The 19,288-nt window shown below is 70.0% G+C and carries 15 protein-coding genes, 5 tRNA genes and 1 pseudogene; 14 read left to right on the top strand and 7 right to left on the bottom strand.

Translation table 11 applies throughout. The features are described 5' to 3' along the window. Positions 1 to 5 precede the first annotated feature (5 nt). From OG472_RS30620 to OG472_RS30640, 5 genes are all read right to left on the bottom strand, one after another. A complete protein-coding gene (locus OG472_RS30620; protein WP_401613345.1) occupies positions 6 to 3,188 on the bottom strand; it encodes a nitrate- and nitrite sensing domain-containing protein in 3,183 nt (1,060 codons plus the stop codon). 334 nt (positions 3,189 to 3,522) lie between these two features. Then, positions 3,523 to 4,107, bottom strand: coding sequence for an ATP/GTP-binding protein (locus tag OG472_RS30625; RefSeq protein ID WP_383563527.1), 585 nt, complete (start codon positions 4,105 to 4,107; stop codon positions 3,523 to 3,525). Continuing rightward, complete coding sequence (locus OG472_RS30630; protein ID WP_030014827.1) at positions 4,088 to 4,480, bottom strand: DUF742 domain-containing protein; 393 nt, start codon at positions 4,478 to 4,480, stop codon at positions 4,088 to 4,090. Before OG472_RS30630 ends, OG472_RS30625 begins: the two co-directional genes overlap by 20 nt. 152 nt (positions 4,481 to 4,632) lie before the next feature. Beyond that, positions 4,633 to 5,046, bottom strand: coding sequence for a roadblock/LC7 domain-containing protein (locus tag OG472_RS30635; protein WP_030708442.1), 414 nt, complete (start codon positions 5,044 to 5,046; stop codon positions 4,633 to 4,635). Between the two features lie 9 nt (positions 5,047 to 5,055). Then, positions 5,056 to 8,682 (bottom strand): nitrate- and nitrite sensing domain-containing protein, encoded by a 3,627-nt coding sequence (locus tag OG472_RS30640; protein WP_405942276.1) that lies wholly within the window; start codon positions 8,680 to 8,682, stop codon positions 5,056 to 5,058. A 579-nt stretch (positions 8,683 to 9,261) separates the two neighbouring features. On the opposite strand from OG472_RS30640, the gene OG472_RS30645 reads away from it, so the two are divergent. The 10 genes from OG472_RS30645 to OG472_RS30690 all read left to right on the top strand — a co-directional run bounded on the left by OG472_RS30645 (position 9,262) and on the right by OG472_RS30690 (position 13,947). Next, entirely contained in the window at positions 9,262 to 9,447 is a 186-nt protein-coding gene (locus OG472_RS30645) for a hypothetical protein (RefSeq protein WP_373918621.1), read from the top strand. A 96-nt stretch (positions 9,448 to 9,543) separates the two neighbouring features. After that, positions 9,544 to 10,332, top strand: a complete 789-nt coding sequence (locus OG472_RS30650) for a fumarylacetoacetate hydrolase family protein (RefSeq protein WP_030708445.1) — start codon at positions 9,544 to 9,546, stop codon at positions 10,330 to 10,332. After that, complete coding sequence (gltX, locus tag OG472_RS30655) at positions 10,325 to 11,800, top strand: glutamate--tRNA ligase (RefSeq protein ID WP_401613340.1); 1,476 nt, start codon at positions 10,325 to 10,327, stop codon at positions 11,798 to 11,800. Before OG472_RS30650 ends, gltX begins: the two co-directional genes overlap by 8 nt. Before the next feature lie 158 nt (positions 11,801 to 11,958). After that, a complete protein-coding gene (locus tag OG472_RS30660) occupies positions 11,959 to 12,624 on the top strand; it encodes a DUF4241 domain-containing protein (protein WP_401613370.1) in 666 nt (221 codons plus the stop codon). Positions 12,625 to 12,634: 10 nt separating this feature from the next. Then, entirely contained in the window at positions 12,635 to 13,363 is a 729-nt protein-coding gene (locus OG472_RS30665) for an HAD family hydrolase (RefSeq protein ID WP_405942277.1), read from the top strand. Positions 13,364 to 13,449: 86 nt separating this feature from the next. Next, positions 13,450 to 13,521: transfer RNA gene (locus OG472_RS30670), tRNA-Gln, on the top strand. A 27-nt stretch (positions 13,522 to 13,548) separates the two neighbouring features. Continuing rightward, positions 13,549 to 13,621 (top strand) — tRNA-Glu (locus OG472_RS30675). A 61-nt stretch (positions 13,622 to 13,682) separates the two neighbouring features. Next, a tRNA-Glu gene (locus OG472_RS30680) sits at positions 13,683 to 13,755 on the top strand. Between the two features lie 24 nt (positions 13,756 to 13,779). Continuing rightward, a tRNA-Gln gene (locus OG472_RS30685) sits at positions 13,780 to 13,851 on the top strand. Between the two features lie 23 nt (positions 13,852 to 13,874). Then, positions 13,875 to 13,947: transfer RNA gene (locus OG472_RS30690), tRNA-Glu, on the top strand. A 197-nt stretch (positions 13,948 to 14,144) separates the two neighbouring features. Here the strand turns inward: OG472_RS30690 and ndgR are convergent. After that, a complete protein-coding gene (gene ndgR, locus OG472_RS30695; protein ID WP_007266782.1) occupies positions 14,145 to 14,861 on the bottom strand; it encodes an IclR family transcriptional regulator NdgR in 717 nt (238 codons plus the stop codon). Positions 14,862 to 15,045: 184 nt separating this feature from the next. Between ndgR and leuC the strand changes: the two genes are divergently transcribed. From leuC to OG472_RS30715, 4 genes are all read left to right on the top strand, one after another. Beyond that, positions 15,046 to 16,470 (top strand): 3-isopropylmalate dehydratase large subunit, encoded by a 1,425-nt coding sequence (gene leuC, locus OG472_RS30700; RefSeq protein WP_401613336.1) that lies wholly within the window; start codon positions 15,046 to 15,048, stop codon positions 16,468 to 16,470. A gap of 3 nt (positions 16,471 to 16,473) precedes the next feature. Beyond that, entirely contained in the window at positions 16,474 to 17,067 is a 594-nt protein-coding gene (gene leuD, locus OG472_RS30705) for a 3-isopropylmalate dehydratase small subunit (RefSeq protein WP_319722185.1), read from the top strand. 137 nt (positions 17,068 to 17,204) lie between these two features. Then, positions 17,205 to 17,432, top strand: a complete 228-nt coding sequence (locus tag OG472_RS30710; protein WP_030009267.1) for a hypothetical protein — start codon at positions 17,205 to 17,207, stop codon at positions 17,430 to 17,432. Between the two features lie 144 nt (positions 17,433 to 17,576). Further along, entirely contained in the window at positions 17,577 to 18,257 is a 681-nt protein-coding gene (locus OG472_RS30715; RefSeq protein WP_383563549.1) for an HU family DNA-binding protein, read from the top strand. 297 nt (positions 18,258 to 18,554) lie between these two features. On the opposite strand, the pseudogene cofC reads toward OG472_RS30715, so the two are convergent. Next, positions 18,555 to 19,160: pseudogene (gene cofC / locus OG472_RS30720) on the bottom strand (2-phospho-L-lactate guanylyltransferase); the annotation flags it as partial. Positions 19,161 to 19,288 lie beyond the last annotated feature (128 nt).

Raw genomic sequence — 19,288 nt, forward strand, 5'->3', positions numbered from 1 at the left:
TCACACTAACGCTCCTGGTCATAGCTGTTACTTGACTGCTCAGAACCCGCGTTGCGTCCCTGCTGGACACCCCGCCGCAGATTGCTCAACCTGCCGCGGACGTCCTCCGGAGCGCGGGAGACCTGGGGGCCGCCCTGCGGGGTCGTCTCCGCTGCGCCCTCGACCAGGTTGGCCTTGGGCACGCGCCGAGGGAGACCGGACGGGGTGACCCCGCCCGCCTTCGGCTCACGGAGTTTGGCGGCCTGCTGCCAGCGCTCGTCGTTACCCGAGCGCCAGTCGGTGCCGCCTTCCTTCCCCTGCTCCGGAGCGGCGGGCTGCTGCTGACGCGGCGACCGCTGTTCGAAGAGGGATCCGGTGGACTCCGCTTCCTGCTGTGCCGGCTGCCACTGCTGCTGGCTGCCGCGGCGCGGCAGGCCCGCTCCGGTCATCACGTGACCGGTGTCGGCAGCGGCGCCCGGACGGTCGAAGCCTACGCGTTCCGCGGCCGGTTCGGGGACGGCCTGGGATTCCGATTCGGTCCCGTAATCCTGCTGGTAGGCAGCCGGATACGTGTTCTGCTCGGGCCACTCGGCCTGCTCCGACCGGGCTTCGTAACCATTGTCGTAGCCCTGGGCGGCCGGCTGCTGGTCCGGGTAGCCGTCTTCCGTATAGCCGTAGTCCTGCTGCGGGTACGCCTCGTAGCCCTGCTGTGCCTGCTGAGCCTCGTAGGAGGTGTCGTAGGCCTGTCCGGACTGCTGCTCGTAGCCCTGGTACTCCTGGTACCCGTGCTCCGGCTGCGGTTCCGGATACTCCTGGGAGGGCTGGTCGGCGTACTGCTGCTGGTCCTGCGGGTAGCCCACCTGGGCCGCCAGCGCGGCCCGGCGCTCCTGCTGTCCCAGGGACCGGCCGAGCGGGTCGGCCGGAAGGCCGTCGGGGCCCTGCTGGTCGTAGCGCGAGTCGTCGAAACCGAGCTCGGCGGCGGTGCGCAGCGGGGCGGCCTGCTGGGCCTTCTGCTCCGGGATGATCTGGGAGACCGTGAAGTCGTCGTCCGGAACGCCCTCGCCACCGCCACCGTGGGTGATGGCGTCGGGGAGCATGACCAGCGAGGTGGTGCCGGCCGCCTCGCCCGAGGGGCGCAGCTGGACGCGGATGCTGTGGCGGTCCGCCAGCCGGCCGACCACGAACAGACCCATGCGCTGCGAGATCGCGGCGTCCACGGTCGGCGGGTTGGCCAGCTTGTGGTTGATGTCCGCGAAGTCCTCGGCGGTGAGGCCGATGCCCTTGTCGTGGATCTCGACCATCACGCGGCCGTCGGGCAGACGGGTCGCGGTGACCTTGACCTTGGTCTGAGGGGAGGAGAACGTGGTGGCGTTCTCCAGCAGCTCGGCGAGCAGGTGCACGAGGTCGGTCACGGCCTGGCCGTGGATTTCGGCCTCGGAGACGCCCGAGAGCTCGATGCGCTCGTACTGCTCCACCTCGGAGGAGGCGGCGCGCAGCACGTCGACGAGGGGCACCGGCTGGTCCCAGCGGCGGCCCGGTTCCTCACCCGCGAGGATGAGGAGGTTCTCGCCGTTGCGGCGCATGCGGGTGGCCAGGTGGTCCAGGCGGAAGAGGTTCTCCAGCTGGTCCGGGTCGGCCTCGTTGTTCTCCAGGTCGGTGATGAGGGTCAGCTGGCCCTCGATCAGCGACTGGTTGCGCATGGAGAGGTTCGTGAAGATCGCGTTGACGTTCCCTCGCAGGAGCGCCTGCTCGGCGGCGAGCCGTACGGCTTCCCGGTGGACCTGGTCGAAGGCGCGGGCGACCTCGCCGATCTCGTCCTGGGAGTCGATCGGGATCGGCAGGACACGGGTGTCGACCTTGCCCGGATCGGTGCGCGAGAGCTGGTCGACGAGCATCGGCAGGCGCTGCTCGGCGATGTCGAAGGCCGAGCTGCGCAGGCGGCGCATCGCGCGGCCCATCTGGCGGGCCATGAGGCCGGCCATGATGAAGGCGGCGAGCAGGGCCACGACGACGATGGCGCCGTTGACGATCGCGTCGGTGCGGGCCTCGTCGGAGACCGCGACGGCGTCGTTGACGGCCTTGTTGAGGAGTTCCTTCTCGATCTCGTCGTAGCCGTCGAACTTGGCGGTGGCGGCGGCCTGCCAGAACAGGGGGTTCGTCCCGTTCTCGGCGAGCTTCTTCTTGTTCTCGCCGCTGGCGATCGCCTCGGTCATGCCGAGGAGCGGGTTGCCGTTGGGGGCGGGCGGCGGCACGAAGCGGGCACCGGTCTGCTCGGCCTGGTGCTTGGCGTCGGCGAGCTTGGCCTTGCCCTCCTCCGACTTCTTGCCCATGACCTCCTTGAGGCGGTTCACGTCGTCCTCGGTGCCGGCCGCGACGTACTCGCCGATGGCGATTTCCTCGAGGTAGGCGTAGGAGGAGAAGGCGACGAGCTGGGCCTTGCGCACGTTCTCGTCCGTGCTGGGACGGACGAGCAGGTGGGTGCCGACGGAGCGCTGCAGCGAGTTCGCCGCCTTGGCCAGCTGGACCGCGTAGACCATGCGGCCGTACGAGGTCACGTTGCCGGTGCCGAGGCCGAGCTCGTTGGCGAACTGCATGAGGTAGTGCTCGACCCCGACGTAGCCCTCTTCGGTCGGGATGGGGCCGGCCGCGGAGGGGAGGTTCTTCTTGGGGGTCTCGAAGGCGGCCTGGTAGGCCTTCTCCCGGACGTCCTTGAGCTTGGGCTCTTCGGCGCGGAAGAGGTCCAGACGCCGTTCCAGGCCCTGGTTCTTCGGCATGTCCTGGACGGCCTTGTCGAACTTCTCCTTGGCCTCGGTCGTGACCGCGTAGGCCTTGGTGACCTGCTGGGAGTTGGTCTGGCCGTTCAGGAGGGGCTCGGCCGTCAGGTCACGCTCGTTGAGCAGTGCCTGGCTGTACTCCGAGGCCGCCTGGACGACCCGGGCTATCTGCTCGGCGTCCTTGGCCTCGTTCCACTGGTCGACGGAGCCCTTCACCTGGAAGCCGCCCATGACCAGGCCCACGAGGGCCGGCACGAGGAGGATGGCGTTCAGGCGGGTCGGCACGCGCCAGTTGCGGGGCGAGAATTTGCTGGTGCTCCCGGGGCGCGCCGGTGGCTCCACGGGCACGTCGACGGGCGACGCGGCCGCTCGCGGCGGCGGGGTGAAGTTGCCGCGCGCGGGTTCAACCGCGGGGCTTGCGTTGCTTCGCCTCACTCGACCAACAACCTTCCGGCGGTGCTACTAGCTAGTTCGTTGAATTCCAGCACGGTTAACGGCCGTGTTCCAAACAGTTGGAATCAGCCATTCCGAGATCCTTATGCCCCACGTAAATCGGACATAAAGAGCTTCCTGCGGCAAAAATAGGGGAAGTTGTGCGCGTAGCGGCACCAACCGAACGCACCCCGTGGTCAACTGACGGCAATTGTCTGTCGAAACGTTATGAACCGAGAGGGCGGGCCGTGTCCTATGACACAGCCCGCCCTCTCATGTTGTGAAGAACCCGTGGGACTTGAGTGGTGCCGCTTGAGCCGGGCTGCCTGCGTGGGTGTTACTTGAGACGCGCCATGAGGGCGTGCTCCACGAGCGTGATGAGCGCGCTCTTGGCGTCTGCCCGGTGGCGGGCGTCCGTCGTGATGATGGGGGCGCCGGGGCCGATCTGCAGGGCCTCGCGGACCTCATCCGGCGTGTACGGCTGGTGTCCCTCGAAGCCGTTGAGGGCCACGACGAAGGGCAGGCCGCTGTTCTCGAAGTAGTCGACGGCCGGGAAGCAGTCGGCGAGGCGGCGCGTGTCCACGAGCACGATCGCACCGATGGCGCCGCGGACCAGGTCGTCCCACATGAACCAGAAGCGGTCCTGGCCCGGGGTACCGAAGAGGTACAGGATCAGGTCCTGGTCCAGGGTGATGCGGCCGAAGTCCATGGCGACCGTGGTGGTCGTCTTGTCACCGGTGTGGGTGAGGTCGTCGATCCCCGCGCTCGCGGACGTCATGACGGCTTCGGTGCGCAGCGGGTTGATCTCGGACACGGCTCCGACGAACGTGGTCTTGCCCACGCCGAAGCCGCCCGCCACCACGATCTTCGCGGAGGTGGTGGAGCGAGCAGGAGCCGCTCCGCTAGATGTTCCGAAGGCCACTGAGCACCCTTTCGAGCAGCGTTACATCCGGCGTGCCGCCGGCCTCTCCATTGCCCGGCTGGTGGATGGCCACCATTCCGGCCTCTGCCAGGTCGGCGACGAGGATCCGGGCCACACCGAGCGGCATCGACAGCAGCGCGGAGACCTCCGCGACCGACTTGACCTCGCGGCACAGGGTGCAGATGCGCTGGTGCTCAGGGAGCAGGCCGGACAGGTGCATCGGATCGGCGGTGGTGCTGACCAGCGCCTCTATCGCGAGCTGGTAGCGGGGCCGGGTCCGGCCGCCGGTCATCGCGTACGGACGCACCAGCGGCTGATCGCCTTCCGAGTACGAGTCTCCGTACGAATCGGAGTAGGCGGGGGGCGGGGTCATTGATCCTCCGGGCTGGACAGCAGTGGTCAGCGTGCCGTCTGACGGGGCGGCCGGTGGGGGGGACTGTATGACGGCCTGGCGGGGGTACTGGATTCCGGGGGCGGGGCCCCGGTCTCCCGGCCGGAAGTACCGTCCGGCCGGGAGGGGGGAAGTCAGCCGAGCAGGCTGCCCTGCAGTTCGGCGCGCAGGTCCGGGGTGAGGACACTGCCCGCGCGATCCACAAGAAGAGCCATCTCGTAGCCCACGAGGCCGATGTCGCACTCGGGGTGCGCCAGTACGGCCAGCGAGGATCCGTCCGAGACGGACATGAGGAAGAGGAATCCCCGGTCCATCTCGACCACGGTCTGGTTGACGGCGCCGCCCTCGAAGATGCGGGAGGCCCCGGCGGTCAGCGAGGTCAGTCCGGAGGCCACGGCCGCCAGCTGATCGGCGCGGTCACGGGGGAATCCTTCGGACATCGCCAGAAGGAGTCCGTCGGCGGAGACCACCACCGTGTGGGACACCCCTGGGGTGTTGTCCACGAAGTTGGTGATCAACCAGTTCAGGTTCTGTGCCGCCTGGCTCATCGAACTCAACTATCGCTCCTGCTGGTAAGTGGGGTCGATGTGGTAACTGCCGGTCGCCGGTCCGTTGTTGCCGGCCTGACGGCCCTGCTGGATACCGCGTCGGAGGTTGGTCAGACGGCCGCGGACGTCGTCCGGGGCACGCGAGACCTGGGGACCCGGCTGCGCATCGGCCTGCTGCTGCGCCGTGCCGGCCACGAGGTTCGCCCGTGGGACCCGGCGGGGCAGCCCCGAGGTCGTGATGCCGCCGGCGGCGGGCTGGCGCACGCGCTCGGCCTGGCGCATCAGCTCGTCGTTCGGCGAGGACTTCCAGCTGACGGTCGGCATGCTGCCGGTCGCCGCCGCGGCGGGCTCGGCCGCCTGCTCCCGGCCGCGCTGCGGCAGCTGCTGCTGCGGCGCCGGGGCCGCCGGAGCGGACTGCTGCGGCTGCTGGGGTACGCCCGGTCCCTGCGCGGGGGGCTGCTGCCCCTCCTCACGGAACCAGTTCGACTCCAGCGTGTCGAATATCGGGCTGCGGCCGTCGCCGGAGCTCTGGGCCGGCGGCAGCGCCTCCGGCCGGTGAGCCTGCGGCAGGCGCGGGGTCTCCGGGCGCGCGGGCGGTACGGGTGCGTACCCGCCGCCCGGCTGCTGAGCCTGCGGCTGCTGCGGGGCCTGGGGCTGCTGACGGGCGAATCCGCCGACACCGGGGCCGCCGGGCCGCTGGGGCTGGTAGCCCGGGCGCTCGAACTGTCCGGTGGTGGACGGGTCCACGGGGCCCCGCACGTCCGGACGCTCGAACTGTCCGGTCGTGCTGCCCAGCCCGTCACCCTGCGGCATCGGGGCGTTGAAGTCCGGACGGGCGAACTCCGCCGTCGAACCGGGGCCCGAGAGCTCGTCGTGGCCGCGGGCCTGATCGGCACCCCAGCTGGTGGCCTGCGGGCCGGGAAGCTCGGCACGCGGGGCACCGCCGCGCGGCGGCAGCTGCGGGCGGGCACCGTTGGGGGCCTGACCGCCCGGCTGCTGCTGGGGCTGCTGCTGCTGCTGGGCCTGCTGCGGCTGCTGCGGTCGCTCGAAGCCGTTGCCCTGCGGGAACCCGGACGGACCGGACACCGAGGGCGACGAAGCCGGACGGGCCTGCGGGCCGCCGCCGAATCCGCCGTTGGCGACCGGACCGCGGGCCGGCAGCGGCCCACCGGCACCGAAGCCACCCTGGCCCTGGCCCGCGGTGGTCGGACCCTGCTGCGGACGGGCACCGGGAGCACCGGGGCCGCCCTGCTGCGGAGGCCGCCCGCCCTGCGGGCCCTGCGGACGCTGACCGGCGCCGTCGCGGCCCGGGAGGGCGGCACGCTGGCCGCCCGCACCGACCTGACCGCGCTGCGGGCCCGCGCCCACGGGCGGCCGTGCGGCCGCACCGGGCACGGAAGCCTGTCCGCCGGGGGCACCCTGGGCGCCACCGGGGCCGCCCTGGCCCGGTATCGGACCAGGCTTCTTGCCGCCCTGGGCGACGTCCACCGGCAGCATGACGAGGGCCGTCGTACCGCCCGAGTCGGAGGGGCGCAGCTGGATGCGGATGCCGTGTCGCAGGGACAGGCGGCCGACCACGAACAGACCCATGCGCCGGGAGACGGAGACGTCCACGGTCGGCGGCGACGCGAGTCGCTCGTTGATCGCGGCGAGGTCCTCGGGGGAGAGGCCGATACCGGTGTCGTGGATCTCGACGAGCACACGGCCGTCGGGCAGCGCGTGACCGGTGACCTTGACCTTGGTCTGCGGGGAGGAGAACGAGGTGGCGTTCTCCAGCAGCTCGGCGAGGACGTGCACGAGGTCGTTGACGACGCGGCCGGCGACATCGGTGCCGGGCACCGAGGACAGCTCGACACGCTCGTACTGCTCCACCTCGGAGGCGGCGGCACGGAGCACGTCGACCAGCGGGACGGGGCGGGTCCACCGGCGGCCCGGCTCCTCGCCCGCGAGGACGAGGAGGTTTTCGCCGTTACGGCGCATGCGGGTCGCGAGGTGGTCGAGCTTGAAGAGCGAGGACAGCTGGTCCGGGTCGGCCTCGCGCGACTCCAGTTCGGAGATGAGCGACAGCTGACGCTGGATGAGGCCCTGCGAGCGGCGCGAGAGGTTGGTGAACATCGCGTTGACGTTGCCTCGCAGGAGGGCCTGCTCGGCGGCGAGTCGGACGGCCTCGCGGTGCACGTCGTCGAATGCCGCGGCCACCTGGCCGATCTCGTCGCGGGTGTGCACACCGACCGACTCCACGGACGTGTCCACGTCCTGCGGGTCGGACTCGGAGAGCTGCTTGACGAGCTCGGGCAGCCGGTCCTGGGCGACGCGCGTCGCGGTGTCCTGCAGGCGGCGCAGCGAGCGGATCATCGAGCGGGCCATGACGAAGGCGCCGACGAGGGAGACACCGAGGACGAGGAGGATCAGGGCACCGTTGACGATGGCGTCCTGCTGGGCCTCGTTCTTCAGCTCGCGGGCCTTCTGCTCCATCTCCTCGAGCAGGGTCAGCTCGATGACCTTCATGGCCGCGAGCTTGGTGCCGTCGGCGTCGTACCAGTCCAGCCACGAGCGGTTCTTCTCGCGGAGGAAGGCGTCCTGGCTGGTCAGCACGCGGCGCGCGTAGTGGTCGGCGGTGGAGATCTCCGAGTTGCTGTCGCCCAGACCCGCGAGGAGTTCCTCGGTCCGGCCCTGATAGACGAGCTCGAAGGTGGTCTTCGCCTGCGTCTCGCCCTTCTGGGCGGAGAGGGCGTAGAGCCGGTCGTTCTCCTCCAGCTTGCCCTGGCGCTCGTTGGTGTCCGGGAGAGAGGCGGCGATGATCGCGCGCTGGATCGAGGCGTACTCCTTGGCGGCGGAGAAGGCCGCCAGGGCGCGCGTGCGCTTGATCATCTCCGGGTTGGAGGTGGCCTGCGCCATGTCCTGGGAGAGCGAGAGCAGCGAGACGATCATCGCGTTGTACTCGCTGACGGTCTGCTGGGCGCCGTTGACGTACGCCTTGTCGCGGACCGTCTGGATGTTCGCGATCTGACGGCCGATCTGCAGCACGTTGTTGCGGATCGACTTGAGGGTGTCGTCCTTCGCGCCCGTGCTGTCGACCTTGTCGGTCGCGGCGGCGAAGGCCTTGGCGGCGGTGTCGGTCTGCTGGCGGACCACGTCGACGCTGCTGGTGCTCTTGCCCTTGGAGAGTGAGAGCGGACCTGCGGAGAGGTCGCGCTCCTCCTGGAGCATGGCGGCCAGGTTGGTGGCCTGCCGGGTCATCGTCGTGAGCAGCTGCATGTGCTCCAGCTGCGCGATGTCGTTGAGCGAGTCGTTGATGCGGAAGCCACCGAGCGTGGTGGCGGCGACGACCGGCAGGGTCAGCAGCGACACGAGTCGCGTGCTGATGCGCCAGTTCTGCATGGCGAGGCGAGAGCCGGGCCCACTGGGGGCCTTCGGTATCGCCACGTCCTGCTCGGCCGGCCCGGCCTTGGCCTTGCCCGCCTTGGCGGTCTTCCCACGGCCCTTCGCCTTCACCGCGGCGGAGGAGTCGGGGCTTGCGCCCTCGACAGCCGGCCCGCGGTTCTGGGCGTGCTGGGGCGAGGAGCCACGGTCGGTCCCGCCGCGCGGCTCCTGCTCCGCCGCAGCGCTGCCATCCCTCTTGAATCGTCCCTGCACTAGCGTCGCAACCTCTGGACCAGGCGTCCCGCCGGGCGACCGGTGGGACGGTGTCGAGTCGTGGGGCACGTGCGGCCCCATGGTGGTCGTCGGTGACCGGCGCGTCTCCCTCTCCTTGCCGCCGCGCTCGGCGCTGAGTCGCGCCACCTGCGCGCCGTCTGATTCCCGCGGCGGTCCCGCGAATTCCAGCACAGTGGAGGATCTCCAACAAGGTGCGCGCGTCGGGCCGGAGAGTCGGTCACGTGGGGTGACGGAAGCGCTACGCGATGTGCGACCGCATTCGGTAGAAACCGGACTTACGTCATCCAAACAACATGGCTGGCAAGGTGTCCCAGTCGCGATGATCAGGAGCGGAATGGCGCATTCAGTGGCGCAATGTCCGTTTCGAGGGGTGTGGTTGGCTGTCCATTTTGCCGTGAATGTCTGCTCACTGGTGAGCAAACTCACACAGCCATGGCCATTACTTCCTGGTTCGGCGGGGGATTCAGATGTTTAGCCTTGCCCCTTAAAGGGTTGGCGCCAGGGTTGGTGCATCGACAGCCGACACTCACAAGATCGAACCGAGGACCCCGAACTCCCATGAAGACGACGATGATGTTCCGCAACATAGCCAACCCCCGCCGCACCACCCTCGCGCACCTCAAGGACGCCGAGGAGCTGCAGGCGGCGCCGGCCACCCCGGAACACTCCGTCGAGCTGCCGACGCAGACCGCCAACCCGCGCCGCACGGTCCTGATGGACGCACCGGTCGCCGCCGCGCAGTAGCCGCACGACTGCGTAACGCGAAGCGTCCCTGCCCGCCGCGTTAGCCTGGGTCCGCAGACTCCAGCCAGCGGACATACAGAGGGGCAGACGCAACACGTGCGCATCGCCAGGTTCTCGATCGACGGCAATGTCGCGTTCGGCGCGGTCGAGGGCAGCACCGCCCCCGGCGACGAAGCGACGCTCGTGCTCGACATCATCAAGGGCATCCCGTTCGCGGACTTCGAGCTCTCGGGCACGAAGGTCCCGCTGAGCAAGGTCCGGCTGCTGCCGCCCGTGCTCCCGAACAAGGTCGTGGCCATCGGCCGCAACTACGCGGAGCACGCGGCAGAGCTCGGCAACGAGGTCCCGGACGCCCCCATCACCTTCTTCAAGCCCTCCACCTCGGTGGTCGGCCCGGGCGACCCGATCACGTACCCCTCCTTCTCCCAGGACGTCCACCACGAGGCGGAGCTCGCCGTGGTCATCGGACGCATGTGCCGCGAGGTCCCCAGGGAGCGCGTCAAGGACGTGATCCTCGGCTACACCTGCGCCAACGACGTCACCGCGCGCGACGTCCAGCAGCGGGAGAAGCAGTGGGCCCGGGCCAAGGGCTTCGACAGCGCCTGCCCCCTCGGCCCCTGGATCGAGACCGACCTGGACCCGGGCGACCTGACCATCCAGTGCACCGTCAACGGCGAACAGCGCCAGCTCGGCCGCACCAGCGACATGGTCCGCTCCATCGAAGACCTCGTCGTCCACATCACCGAGGCCATGACGCTGCTCCCGGGCGACGTCATCCTCACGGGGACCCCGGCCGGAGTCGGCCCCCTGAACGTCGGCGACGAGGTCGCCGTCACCATCGAAGGCATCGGCACTCTCACCAACAAGGTGATCAAGCGTGGTTAACGGACCTGTCCGCGTACGTTTCTGTCCCTCCCCGACCGGCAACCCCCACGTGGGCCTGGTCCGCACCGCCCTGTTCAACTGGGCGTTCGCCCGCCACCACGGCGGCACGTTCGTCTTCCGCATCGAGGACACCGACGCGGCCCGCGACTCCGAGGAGTCGTACGACCAGCTGCTCGCCTCGCTGCGCTGGCTCGGCTTCACCTGGGACGAGGGCCCCGAGGTCGGCGGCCCGCACGCCCCGTACCGCCAGTCCGAGCGCATGGACATCTACAAGGACGTCGCGAAGAAGCTGCTCGACGGCGGCTACGCGTACCACTGCTACTGCACCACCGAGGAGCTCGACGCGCGCCGCGCGGCCGCCCGCGCCGCCGGCAAGCCCTCCGGCTACGACGGCCACTGCCGCGAGCTCACCACCGTGCAGGTCGAGGCGTACCAGGGCGAGCACCGCCCGGCGATCGTCCGCTTCCGGATGCCCGACGAGCCGATCACCTTCACCGACCTGGTCCGCGGCGAGCTGACCTTCACCCCGGAGAACGTGCCGGACTTCGGCATCGTCCGGGCCAACGGCGCCCCGCTCTACACGCTGGTCAACCCGGTCGACGACGCGCTCATGGAGATCACGCACGTCCTGCGCGGCGAGGACCTCCTCTCGTCGACCCCCCGCCAGATCGCCCTCTACAAGGCGCTGATCGAGCTGGGCGTCGCCAAGTCCACCCCCGCCTTCGGCCACCTGCCGTACGTGATGGGCGAGGGCAACAAGAAGCTCTCCAAGCGCGACCCCGAGGCCTCGCTCAACCTGTACCGCGAGCGCGGCTTCCTCCCCGAGGGCCTGCTGAACTACCTCTCGCTCCTCGGCTGGTCCTTCTCCAAGGACCAGGACGTCTTCTCGATCGAGGAGATGGTCCAGAAGTTCGACATCGACGGCGTGAACGCCAACCCGGCGCGCTTCGACCTGAAGAAGGCCGAGTCGATCAACGGCGACCACATCCGCCTGCTCGACCCGAAGGCCTTCGCGGACGCCTGCGCCCCGTGGCTGCAGGCCCCGCACGCCAACTGGGCGCCCGAGGACTTCGACGCCGAGGCCTGGGAGCGCATCGCCCCCTACGCCCAGACCCGCGTCACCGTGCTGTCGGACATCACGGCCAACGTCGACTTCCTCTTCCGCAAGGAGCCGGTCGAGGACCAGGCCTCGTGGGACAAGGCGATGAAGGGCGAGCCGGCGGCCCTCCTGACGACGGCGCGCGAGAACCTGGCGAACGCCGACTGGACGGACCCCGAGTCCCTCAAGCAGGCCGTCCTGACCGCCGGCGAGGCCCACGGCCTCAAGCTCGGCAAGGCCCAGGCCCCGGTCCGTGTGGCGGTCACCGGCCGCACGGTCGGCCTGCCGCTGTTCGAGTCCCTGGAGATCCTGGGCAAGGACCGCTCCCTGGCCCGCATCGACGCGACGCTGGCCAAGCTGGCCGCGTAGTACTCCCGTACGCCCCCGGCCACCGCCGGGAGGGGCCTCCACCGCAGGGGGCGGCAGCCGAACTCCGGCCGCCGCCCCCTGCGGCGTTGTCGGAGGCGGGCCCTACTCTCCGGGAGAACGATCACCGCTCTCCCCGCGCTCCGGAGGCCCCCGTGCCGATGACCCCTCCCGACTACTCCTGGCACTTCGCCCAGGGCTCCGCCTTCGCCTACGAGGACGGCATGACGGGGACCCTCGTCCCGGTCGTCATCGGCGACGTGACCCTGCCCACGGGCCGCGTCGTCGCCTGTGACCCCTTCGTCTGCCTCGGCGAGGGCGAAGCCGAGCCGTTCAGCGTCGTGGTGGACCCGGGCCGCTACCGGGCGGAGGCCGCGATCGCCACGCTGGTGCGCCCCGGTGTCCCGGAGGGGCCCCGCCCGCACACCCGGGTCGCCGCCGCCCGCCTCGTGATCCGGGACACGCCGACCGTGAGCTGGGAGATGGCCGTCGAGGAGGGCCAGGACCCCGCCGTCCTCGGCGAGGACGAGTTCTACGGCTACGGCGTGGACGCGGGCACCGGCTGCTTCCACGACGCCGCCGCCGACGGCTCGTTCCCCGGCACCGGGGACGAGGAGGGGGCGGTGTGGGCCGCCATGGACGCGGTCGGCGACGGCCCTTCGGTCTTCCTGGCCGAGGGAGAGGACGGTCACACCCTCGCGGGCTTCACCTCCGGATGGGGCGACGGCTGCTACCCGACCTGGGTCGGGCGCGACACCGAGGGCCGGGTCACCTGTTTCGTGACGGACTTCATGATCGTGCCCACGGCGCAGGTGCCCGCGGCGTAGGCTCGGCCCCATGCCGATCCGCGCCGTGCTGTGGGACATCGACGACACCCTCTTCGACTACACGGGGGCCGATGCCGCCGGGCTCGCGCGGCAGCTGGAGACCGAGGAACTCGCGGACCGGTACGGGACCCCCGCGCAGGCGCTCGCGCTGTGGCGGGAGATCACCGACCGGCACTGGGCGCGCTTCGCCGCGGGTGAGGGAACGTTCCAGGGGCAGCGGCAGGACCGGGTGCGGGAGTTCCTGGAACAGCCCGGCATGACCGCGGACGAGGCCGACGCCTGGTTCGACCGGTACATCGAGCACTACAAGGCCGCCTGGGCCGTCTTCCCCGACGTGGTCCCCGTCCTGGACGCCCTCGCGGCCGGCTACCGGCACGGGGTGCTCTCCAACTCCTCCACCGTCAACCAGGACCCCAAGCTGCGCCACCTCGGGCTGCGCGACCGCTTCGAGGTGCTGGTCTGCGCGGTCGAACTCGGGGTCAGCAAGCCCGAGGCGGCGGCCTTCCTGGCCGCGTGCGAGGCACTCGGACTGCCGCCGGCCGAGGTGGCGTACGTGGGGGACCAGCCCGAGATCGACGCGCGCGGCGCCCGTGACGCCGGACTGCTGGCGGTCTGGATCGACCGCGACGGCGGTCGCGGGCCCGGTCCCGACGGGGCGCACCGCATCGAAGGGCTTGACCAGCTTCCGGAGCTGCTGGCCGGGGATACCCGTTTTGGAGCACGGTCAGGCATCCGGTAATGTTCTTTCTGCGCCGCCGGAGCGGGCCGAAAGGCCGGACGGAGGCGCCACCCAAAGAAAAGCCCCCGCAAAGGGTTGACTTTTGGTGGGGTATAGTGTAATTGGCAACACGAGGGTTTCTGGTTCCCTTATTCTAGGTTCGAGTCCTGGTACCCCAGCGCAGTGCAGCAGTAACGCAGTGCTTTGCCCCCGTTGTGTAGCGGCCTAGCACGCCGCCCTCTCAAGGCGGTAGCGCCGGTTCGAATCCGGTCGGGGGTACAGATCCTTCCCGCGAGATCTCCAGGGTCGCACCCGGACGTCTTGATGCAGGATCGCTAGGGCCCCCGTTGTGTAGCGGCCTAGCACGCCGCCCTCTCAAGGCGGTAGCGCCGGTTCGAATCCGGTCGGGGGTACTGTTGGTCTGGTCTAGACCACTTTGGGCTATAGTGTAATTGGCAACACGAGGGTTTCTGGTTCCCTTATTCTAGGTTCGAGTCCTGGTAGCCCAGCGCAGTAACAGCAGCACCAGCTAGCCCCCGTTGTGTAGCGGCCTAGCACGCCGCCCTCTCAAGGCGGTAGCGCCGGTTCGAATCCGGTCGGGGGTACGCATCGAAGAGGCCCTCCGCGTTCATCGCGGAGGGCCTCTTCGCTTTGTGTCCACGCGGTCGTGAGCCCGGAGCCGGCGGACGTGTACGCGGATGTAAGTGCGGGCCCGGAGGCGCGTGTTCGGACGTGTGCGGCGTCGTACGCGCCCCCGGACCCGGGGGACGGATAAGGGGAAGGCCTTCGGGCCGGGAGGTGCTCAGCCGGAGCGGCGCAGGGCCTCCGTGAGGCGTGCGGCCGCGTCGATGACGGCCTGGGCGTGCATCCGGCCCGGGTGGCGGGTCAGCCGCTCGATCGGTCCGGAGACCGACACGGAGGCCACCACGCGGTTCGACGGCCCGCGCACCGGCGCCGAGACGGAGGCCACGCCGGGCTCCCGCTCGCCGATCGACTGCGCCCAGCCGCGGCGCCGTACGCCCGAGAGCGCCGTCGCCGTGAAGCGCGCGCCCTGCAGCCCGCGGTGGAGCCGCTCGGGCTCCTCCCAGGCCATCAGGATCTGCGCGGCCGAGCCGGCCTTCATCGGGAGCGTCGAGCCCACCGGGACGGTGTCCCGAAGGCCCGACAGCCGCTCCGCGGCCGCCACGCAGATGCGCATGTCTCCCTGACGGCGGTAGAGCTGCGCGCTCTCGCCCGTCACGTCGCGGAGGTGGGTGAGTACCGGTCCCGCCGTGGCCAGCAGGCGGTCCTCGCCGGCCGCGGCGGCGAGCTCCGCCAGCCGCGGACCGAGGATGAACCGGCCCTGCATGTCCCTCGCCACCATCCGGTGGTGTTCCAGTGCCACGGCAAGGCGATGTGCCGTGGGTCGTGCGAGCCCTGTCGCCGCGACCAGCCCGGCGAGGGTGGCCGGACCGGACTCCAGTGCGCTCAGTACCAGAGCTGCCTTGTCGAGAACGCCGACGCCGCTAGAGTTGTCCATGAAACGATATTCGCGTCTCACACTGTGAAACGCAAGTTCAATTTTTCCAAGAACCAGCGAGTCTGTATGTGCGGGTCCACGAACCACTGGGTCCGAGCCGTCGTCCAGGACGTGGGGTACGGACGACACGGCGCACAAGATCTCTATGAAGCGCCGGCACAACCGGCCGGCCGGAGGGAAAGCGATGGGTAGGACACTCGCGGAGAAGGTCTGGGACGACCATGTCGTCCGGCGCGCCGAAGGCGAGCCCGACCTCCTCTTCATTGATCTGCACCTGCTGCACGAGGTGACCAGCCCGCAGGCCTTCGAAGGCCTGCGTCAGGCCGGCCGCAAGGTCCGACGCCTCGACCTCACCATCGCGACCGAGGACCACAACACCCCCACCCTCGACATCGACAAGCCGATCGCGGACCCGGTCTCCCGGGCCCAGCTGGAGACGCTGCGGGCGAACTGCGCCGAGTTCGGCGTCCGCCTGCACTCGCTGGGCGACGTCGAGCAGGGCGTCGTCCACGTCGTGGGACCGCAGCTGGGCCTGACCCAGCCCGGCACCACCGTCGTCTGCGGTGACTCGCACACCTCCACGCACGGCGCCTTCGGCGCGCTGGCCTTCGGCATCGGCACGAGCCAGGTCGAGCACGTGCTGGCGACGCAGACGCTGCCGCTGGCCCGCCCGAAGACGATGGCGATCACCGTCACCGGCGCGCTGGCCGAGGGTGTCACCGCGAAGGACCTGATCCTGGCGATCATCGCCAAGATCGGCACCGGCGGCGGCCAGGGCTACATCCTGGAGTACCGCGGCGAGGCCATCGAGCAGCTCTCGATGGAAGCCCGCATGACCATCTGCAACATGTCGATCGAGGCCGGCGCCCGCGCGGGCATGATCGCCCCCGACCAGACCACCTTCGACTACCTGCAGGGGCGCGACCACGCCCCCGAGGGCGAGGACTGGGACGCGGCGGTCGCGTACTGGAAGACCCTGCGCACCGACGACGACGCGGTCTTCGACGCCGAGGTCGTCATCGACGGCACCACGCTGGCGCCGTTCGTCACCTGGGGCACCAACCCGGGCCAGGGCGCGCCGCTGTCGGCCAACGTCCCCGACCCGGCTTCGTACGAGGACGCTTCGGAGCGCCTGGCCGCCGAAAAGGCCCTGGAGTACATGGGGTTGACCGCCGGGCAGCCGCTGCGCGACATCAAGGTCGACACCGTCTTCGTAGGTTCCTGCACCAACGGCCGCATCGAGGACCTGCGCGCCGTGGCCGGGATCATCGAGGGCCGCAAAGTCGCCGACGGCGTACGGATGCTGGTCGTCCCGGGCTCGGTCCGCGTCGCCCTGCAGGCCGTGGAAGAGGGCCTGGACAAGGTCTTCAAGGAGGCCGGCGCCGAATGGCGGCACGCGGGCTGTTCGATGTGCCTGGGCATGAACCCCGACCAACTGGCGCCCGGTGAACGCTCCGCGTCCACCTCCAACCGCAACTTCGAGGGCCGGCAGGGCAAGGGCGGGCGCACCCACCTGGTCTCCCCGCAGGTGGCCGCCGCCACCGCGGTGCTGGGCCATCTGGCCTCGCCCGCCGACCTGTCCGCCGCCGACGCGACCGCCGGAGTCTGAACCATGGAAGCCTTCACCACCCACACCGGCCGGGCCGTCCCGCTGCGCCGCAGCAACGTCGACACCGACCAGATCATCCCGGCCCACTGGCTGAAGAAGATCACCCGTGACGGGTTCGAGGACGGGCTCTTCGAGGCCTGGCGCAAGGACCCGGAGTTCGTCACGAACCGCCCGGAGCGCGCCGGCGCGACCGTGCTGGTCGCCGGCCCCGACTTCGGTACCGGTTCCTCGCGCGAGCACGCCGTCTGGGCCCTGCAGAACTTCGGCTTCAAGACGGTCATCTCCTCCCGCTTCGCCGACATCTTCCGCGGGAACTCGCTGAAGAACGGTCTGCTGACGGTCGTGCTCCCGCAGGAGACCGTCGAGCAGCTGTGGAAGCTGACCGAGGCCGACCCCACCGCCGAGATCACGGTCGACCTGGTCGACCGCCAGGTGCGAGCGGAAGGCGTCGTCGCGGAGTTCGAACTCGACGACAACGCCCGCTGGCGTCTGCTGGAGGGCCTGGACGACATCTCGCTCACCCTTCAGAACGAAGCGGACATTGCTTCGTACGAAAGCGCCCGCCCGGCCTTCAAGCCGCGCACGATTCAGGCCTGATTCCTGCCTGATCAGCGCTTATTCACCCCCGGGTGATCACATCGACAACACTGTGCCCCCCGCCTTCCGGCGGGGGGCACAGCCGTTTGTTGAGGCCCCGTGAGGCGACAACTCGCCCCAGATGGCACAATCTGTGCATGGAACGCGACAGTCAACTCGAGCTCTACGAACTCGTCGCGGACCGGCTGAAAGAAGCACACACACGGGTGCGCTCACTGCAAGTCCCGGAGGGCGTAAGGATGGCGCTGTCCCGGAAGCTGTTGGTCGTCACGGCCGCGGCGAAGCACGATCTCGCCGATGCGGCAAGGCGCCTGGACAGGTTGATGAAGGACCTCGACGAGGGTCGATTCCCTGAAGGCGACTGATGCGAAGGAACTCCGTAACGGCCTCCAGCGTTGCGGCACTAGGGTGATTAGCCCGTTTCGTGTTTGATTTGCGGTATATATCCGCCTAACGTGCGAAATAAGCTTGAACACATTCGTTCTGGCGAAGTCTCCGAAGGGGAAGACGTGAACAAGGCGCAGCTCGTAGAAGCGATTGCCGACAAGCTGGGCGGCCGCCAGCAGGCCGCGGATGCTGTCGACGCGGTACTGGACGCCATCGTCCGCGCTACCGTCGCGGGCGACCGGGTCTCGGTCACGGGCTTCGGCTCGTTCGAGAAGGTCGACCGTCCGGCCCGTTACGCCCGCAACCCGCAGACGGGAGAGCGCGTCCGGGTCAAGAAGACCTCGGTGCCCCGATTCCGCGCCGGCCAGGGCTTCAAGGACCTGGTCAGCGGCACCAAGAAGCTGCCCAAGGGCGGCGAGGTGTCGGTGAAGAAGGCGCCCAAGGGCAGCCTCACCGGTGGCGCCTCCGCGACGGTCAAGAAGGCCGCCGCGAAGAAGGCCACCACGGCCAAGAAGGCCGCGGCGAAGACCGCGGTCGCAAAGAAGGTCGTCGCCAAGAAGACCACCGCGACCGCCAAGAAGGCGGCGGTGAAGAGCACGGCCACGGCGAAGAAGGCCACGGCCACCGCCAAGAAGGCGACGGCCACCGCCAAGAAGGCCACGGCCACGGCGAAGAAGACCACCGCCGCCGCGAAGAAGACCGCCCCGGCGGCCAAGAAGGTCACCGCCGCGACGAAGGCGCCCGCCAAGAAGACGGCGACGCGCAAGGCCACCGCGAAGAAGACCACGGCCCGCAAGAAGTAGGGACACGGGTCACACACGACGGGCCGGCTTCCCCCTGCTGGGGAAGCCGGCCCGCGGTGCGTTGTGCGTTCAGTCGCAGGTCAGAGGGGCATCGGGTCAGAAGGTCTGCAGCGTCACCAGGGTGATCCGCAGGCCCGCGCCCTCGCCGTCCGTCTCGATCCGCACCCGCTGCCCGGGCCGCAGCAGCCGCAGGCCGCCCGCGTCGAAGGCCGGGGCCTCGAAGGGCACCGGGGTGCCGTCGTCCAGCAGCACACTGCCGCTGCGGGTCTGGGAGTCGTACGTGTACGCGGTCGCCTGCATACCGGCACTGTATCGGGCCGTGTGACGCCCCACACCGAGGGTGAGCGCCGTCCGCAGGTCCGCCGCGGTGTCCACGTCCCGGCGCACGCTGTCCACCCCCGCCAGGGCGATTTCCACCGCCCCGGAGGCCGAATGCCTGGCCCGCGACGGACCGCCGAAGGAGGGGGCCAATTCCACGTCCGGCGCAGCGGAAAGCAAGGTCGTCCCGATTCCGGCCGCATCCGCCAGAAATGCCCGTGGAAATATCGAGGCGTTTTCGAGCACGCGTAGCAATTCGGGGGGCCGCAGCGCCGGCAGGTCGGCGTTCATGGCGGCCACCGCGGCACCGGGCCGCCCCGAGCGCACCGCCCGCGCCCCGTGGGCCAGCGCCGCGTTGAGTCCGGCCGCCGGGGCGTCCGGCACGATCCGCGCGCCCAGCCGGGACAGTTCCGCACCGGCCGACGCGTCGTCCGTGACGACCACCACATCCGCGACCGCCGTACAGGCCAGGGCACCCGCGACGGTGTCCTGGGCGAAGGCCAGCGCGAGCCCCGGGCGGGAGGCGCCCACGGCCGCCGCGAGACGGCTCTTGGCCACCGCCAGAGGCTTCAGCGGGACCACCAGACTCCAGACGGCGTTCGTGACGGACCCCTTCCCTCCGGTGCGCTCCGGCCCAACCCCGGACCATGGTCGGGTCACGGCCGGGTCATGTGTCGGCTCATTGTCACCTCCGCCCGGGCGACCCGGGAGCC

Origin of the sequence: Streptomyces sp. NBC_00207 (assembly GCF_045160965.1) — a bacterium.
GTDB lineage: Bacteria > Actinomycetota > Actinomycetes > Streptomycetales > Streptomycetaceae > Streptomyces.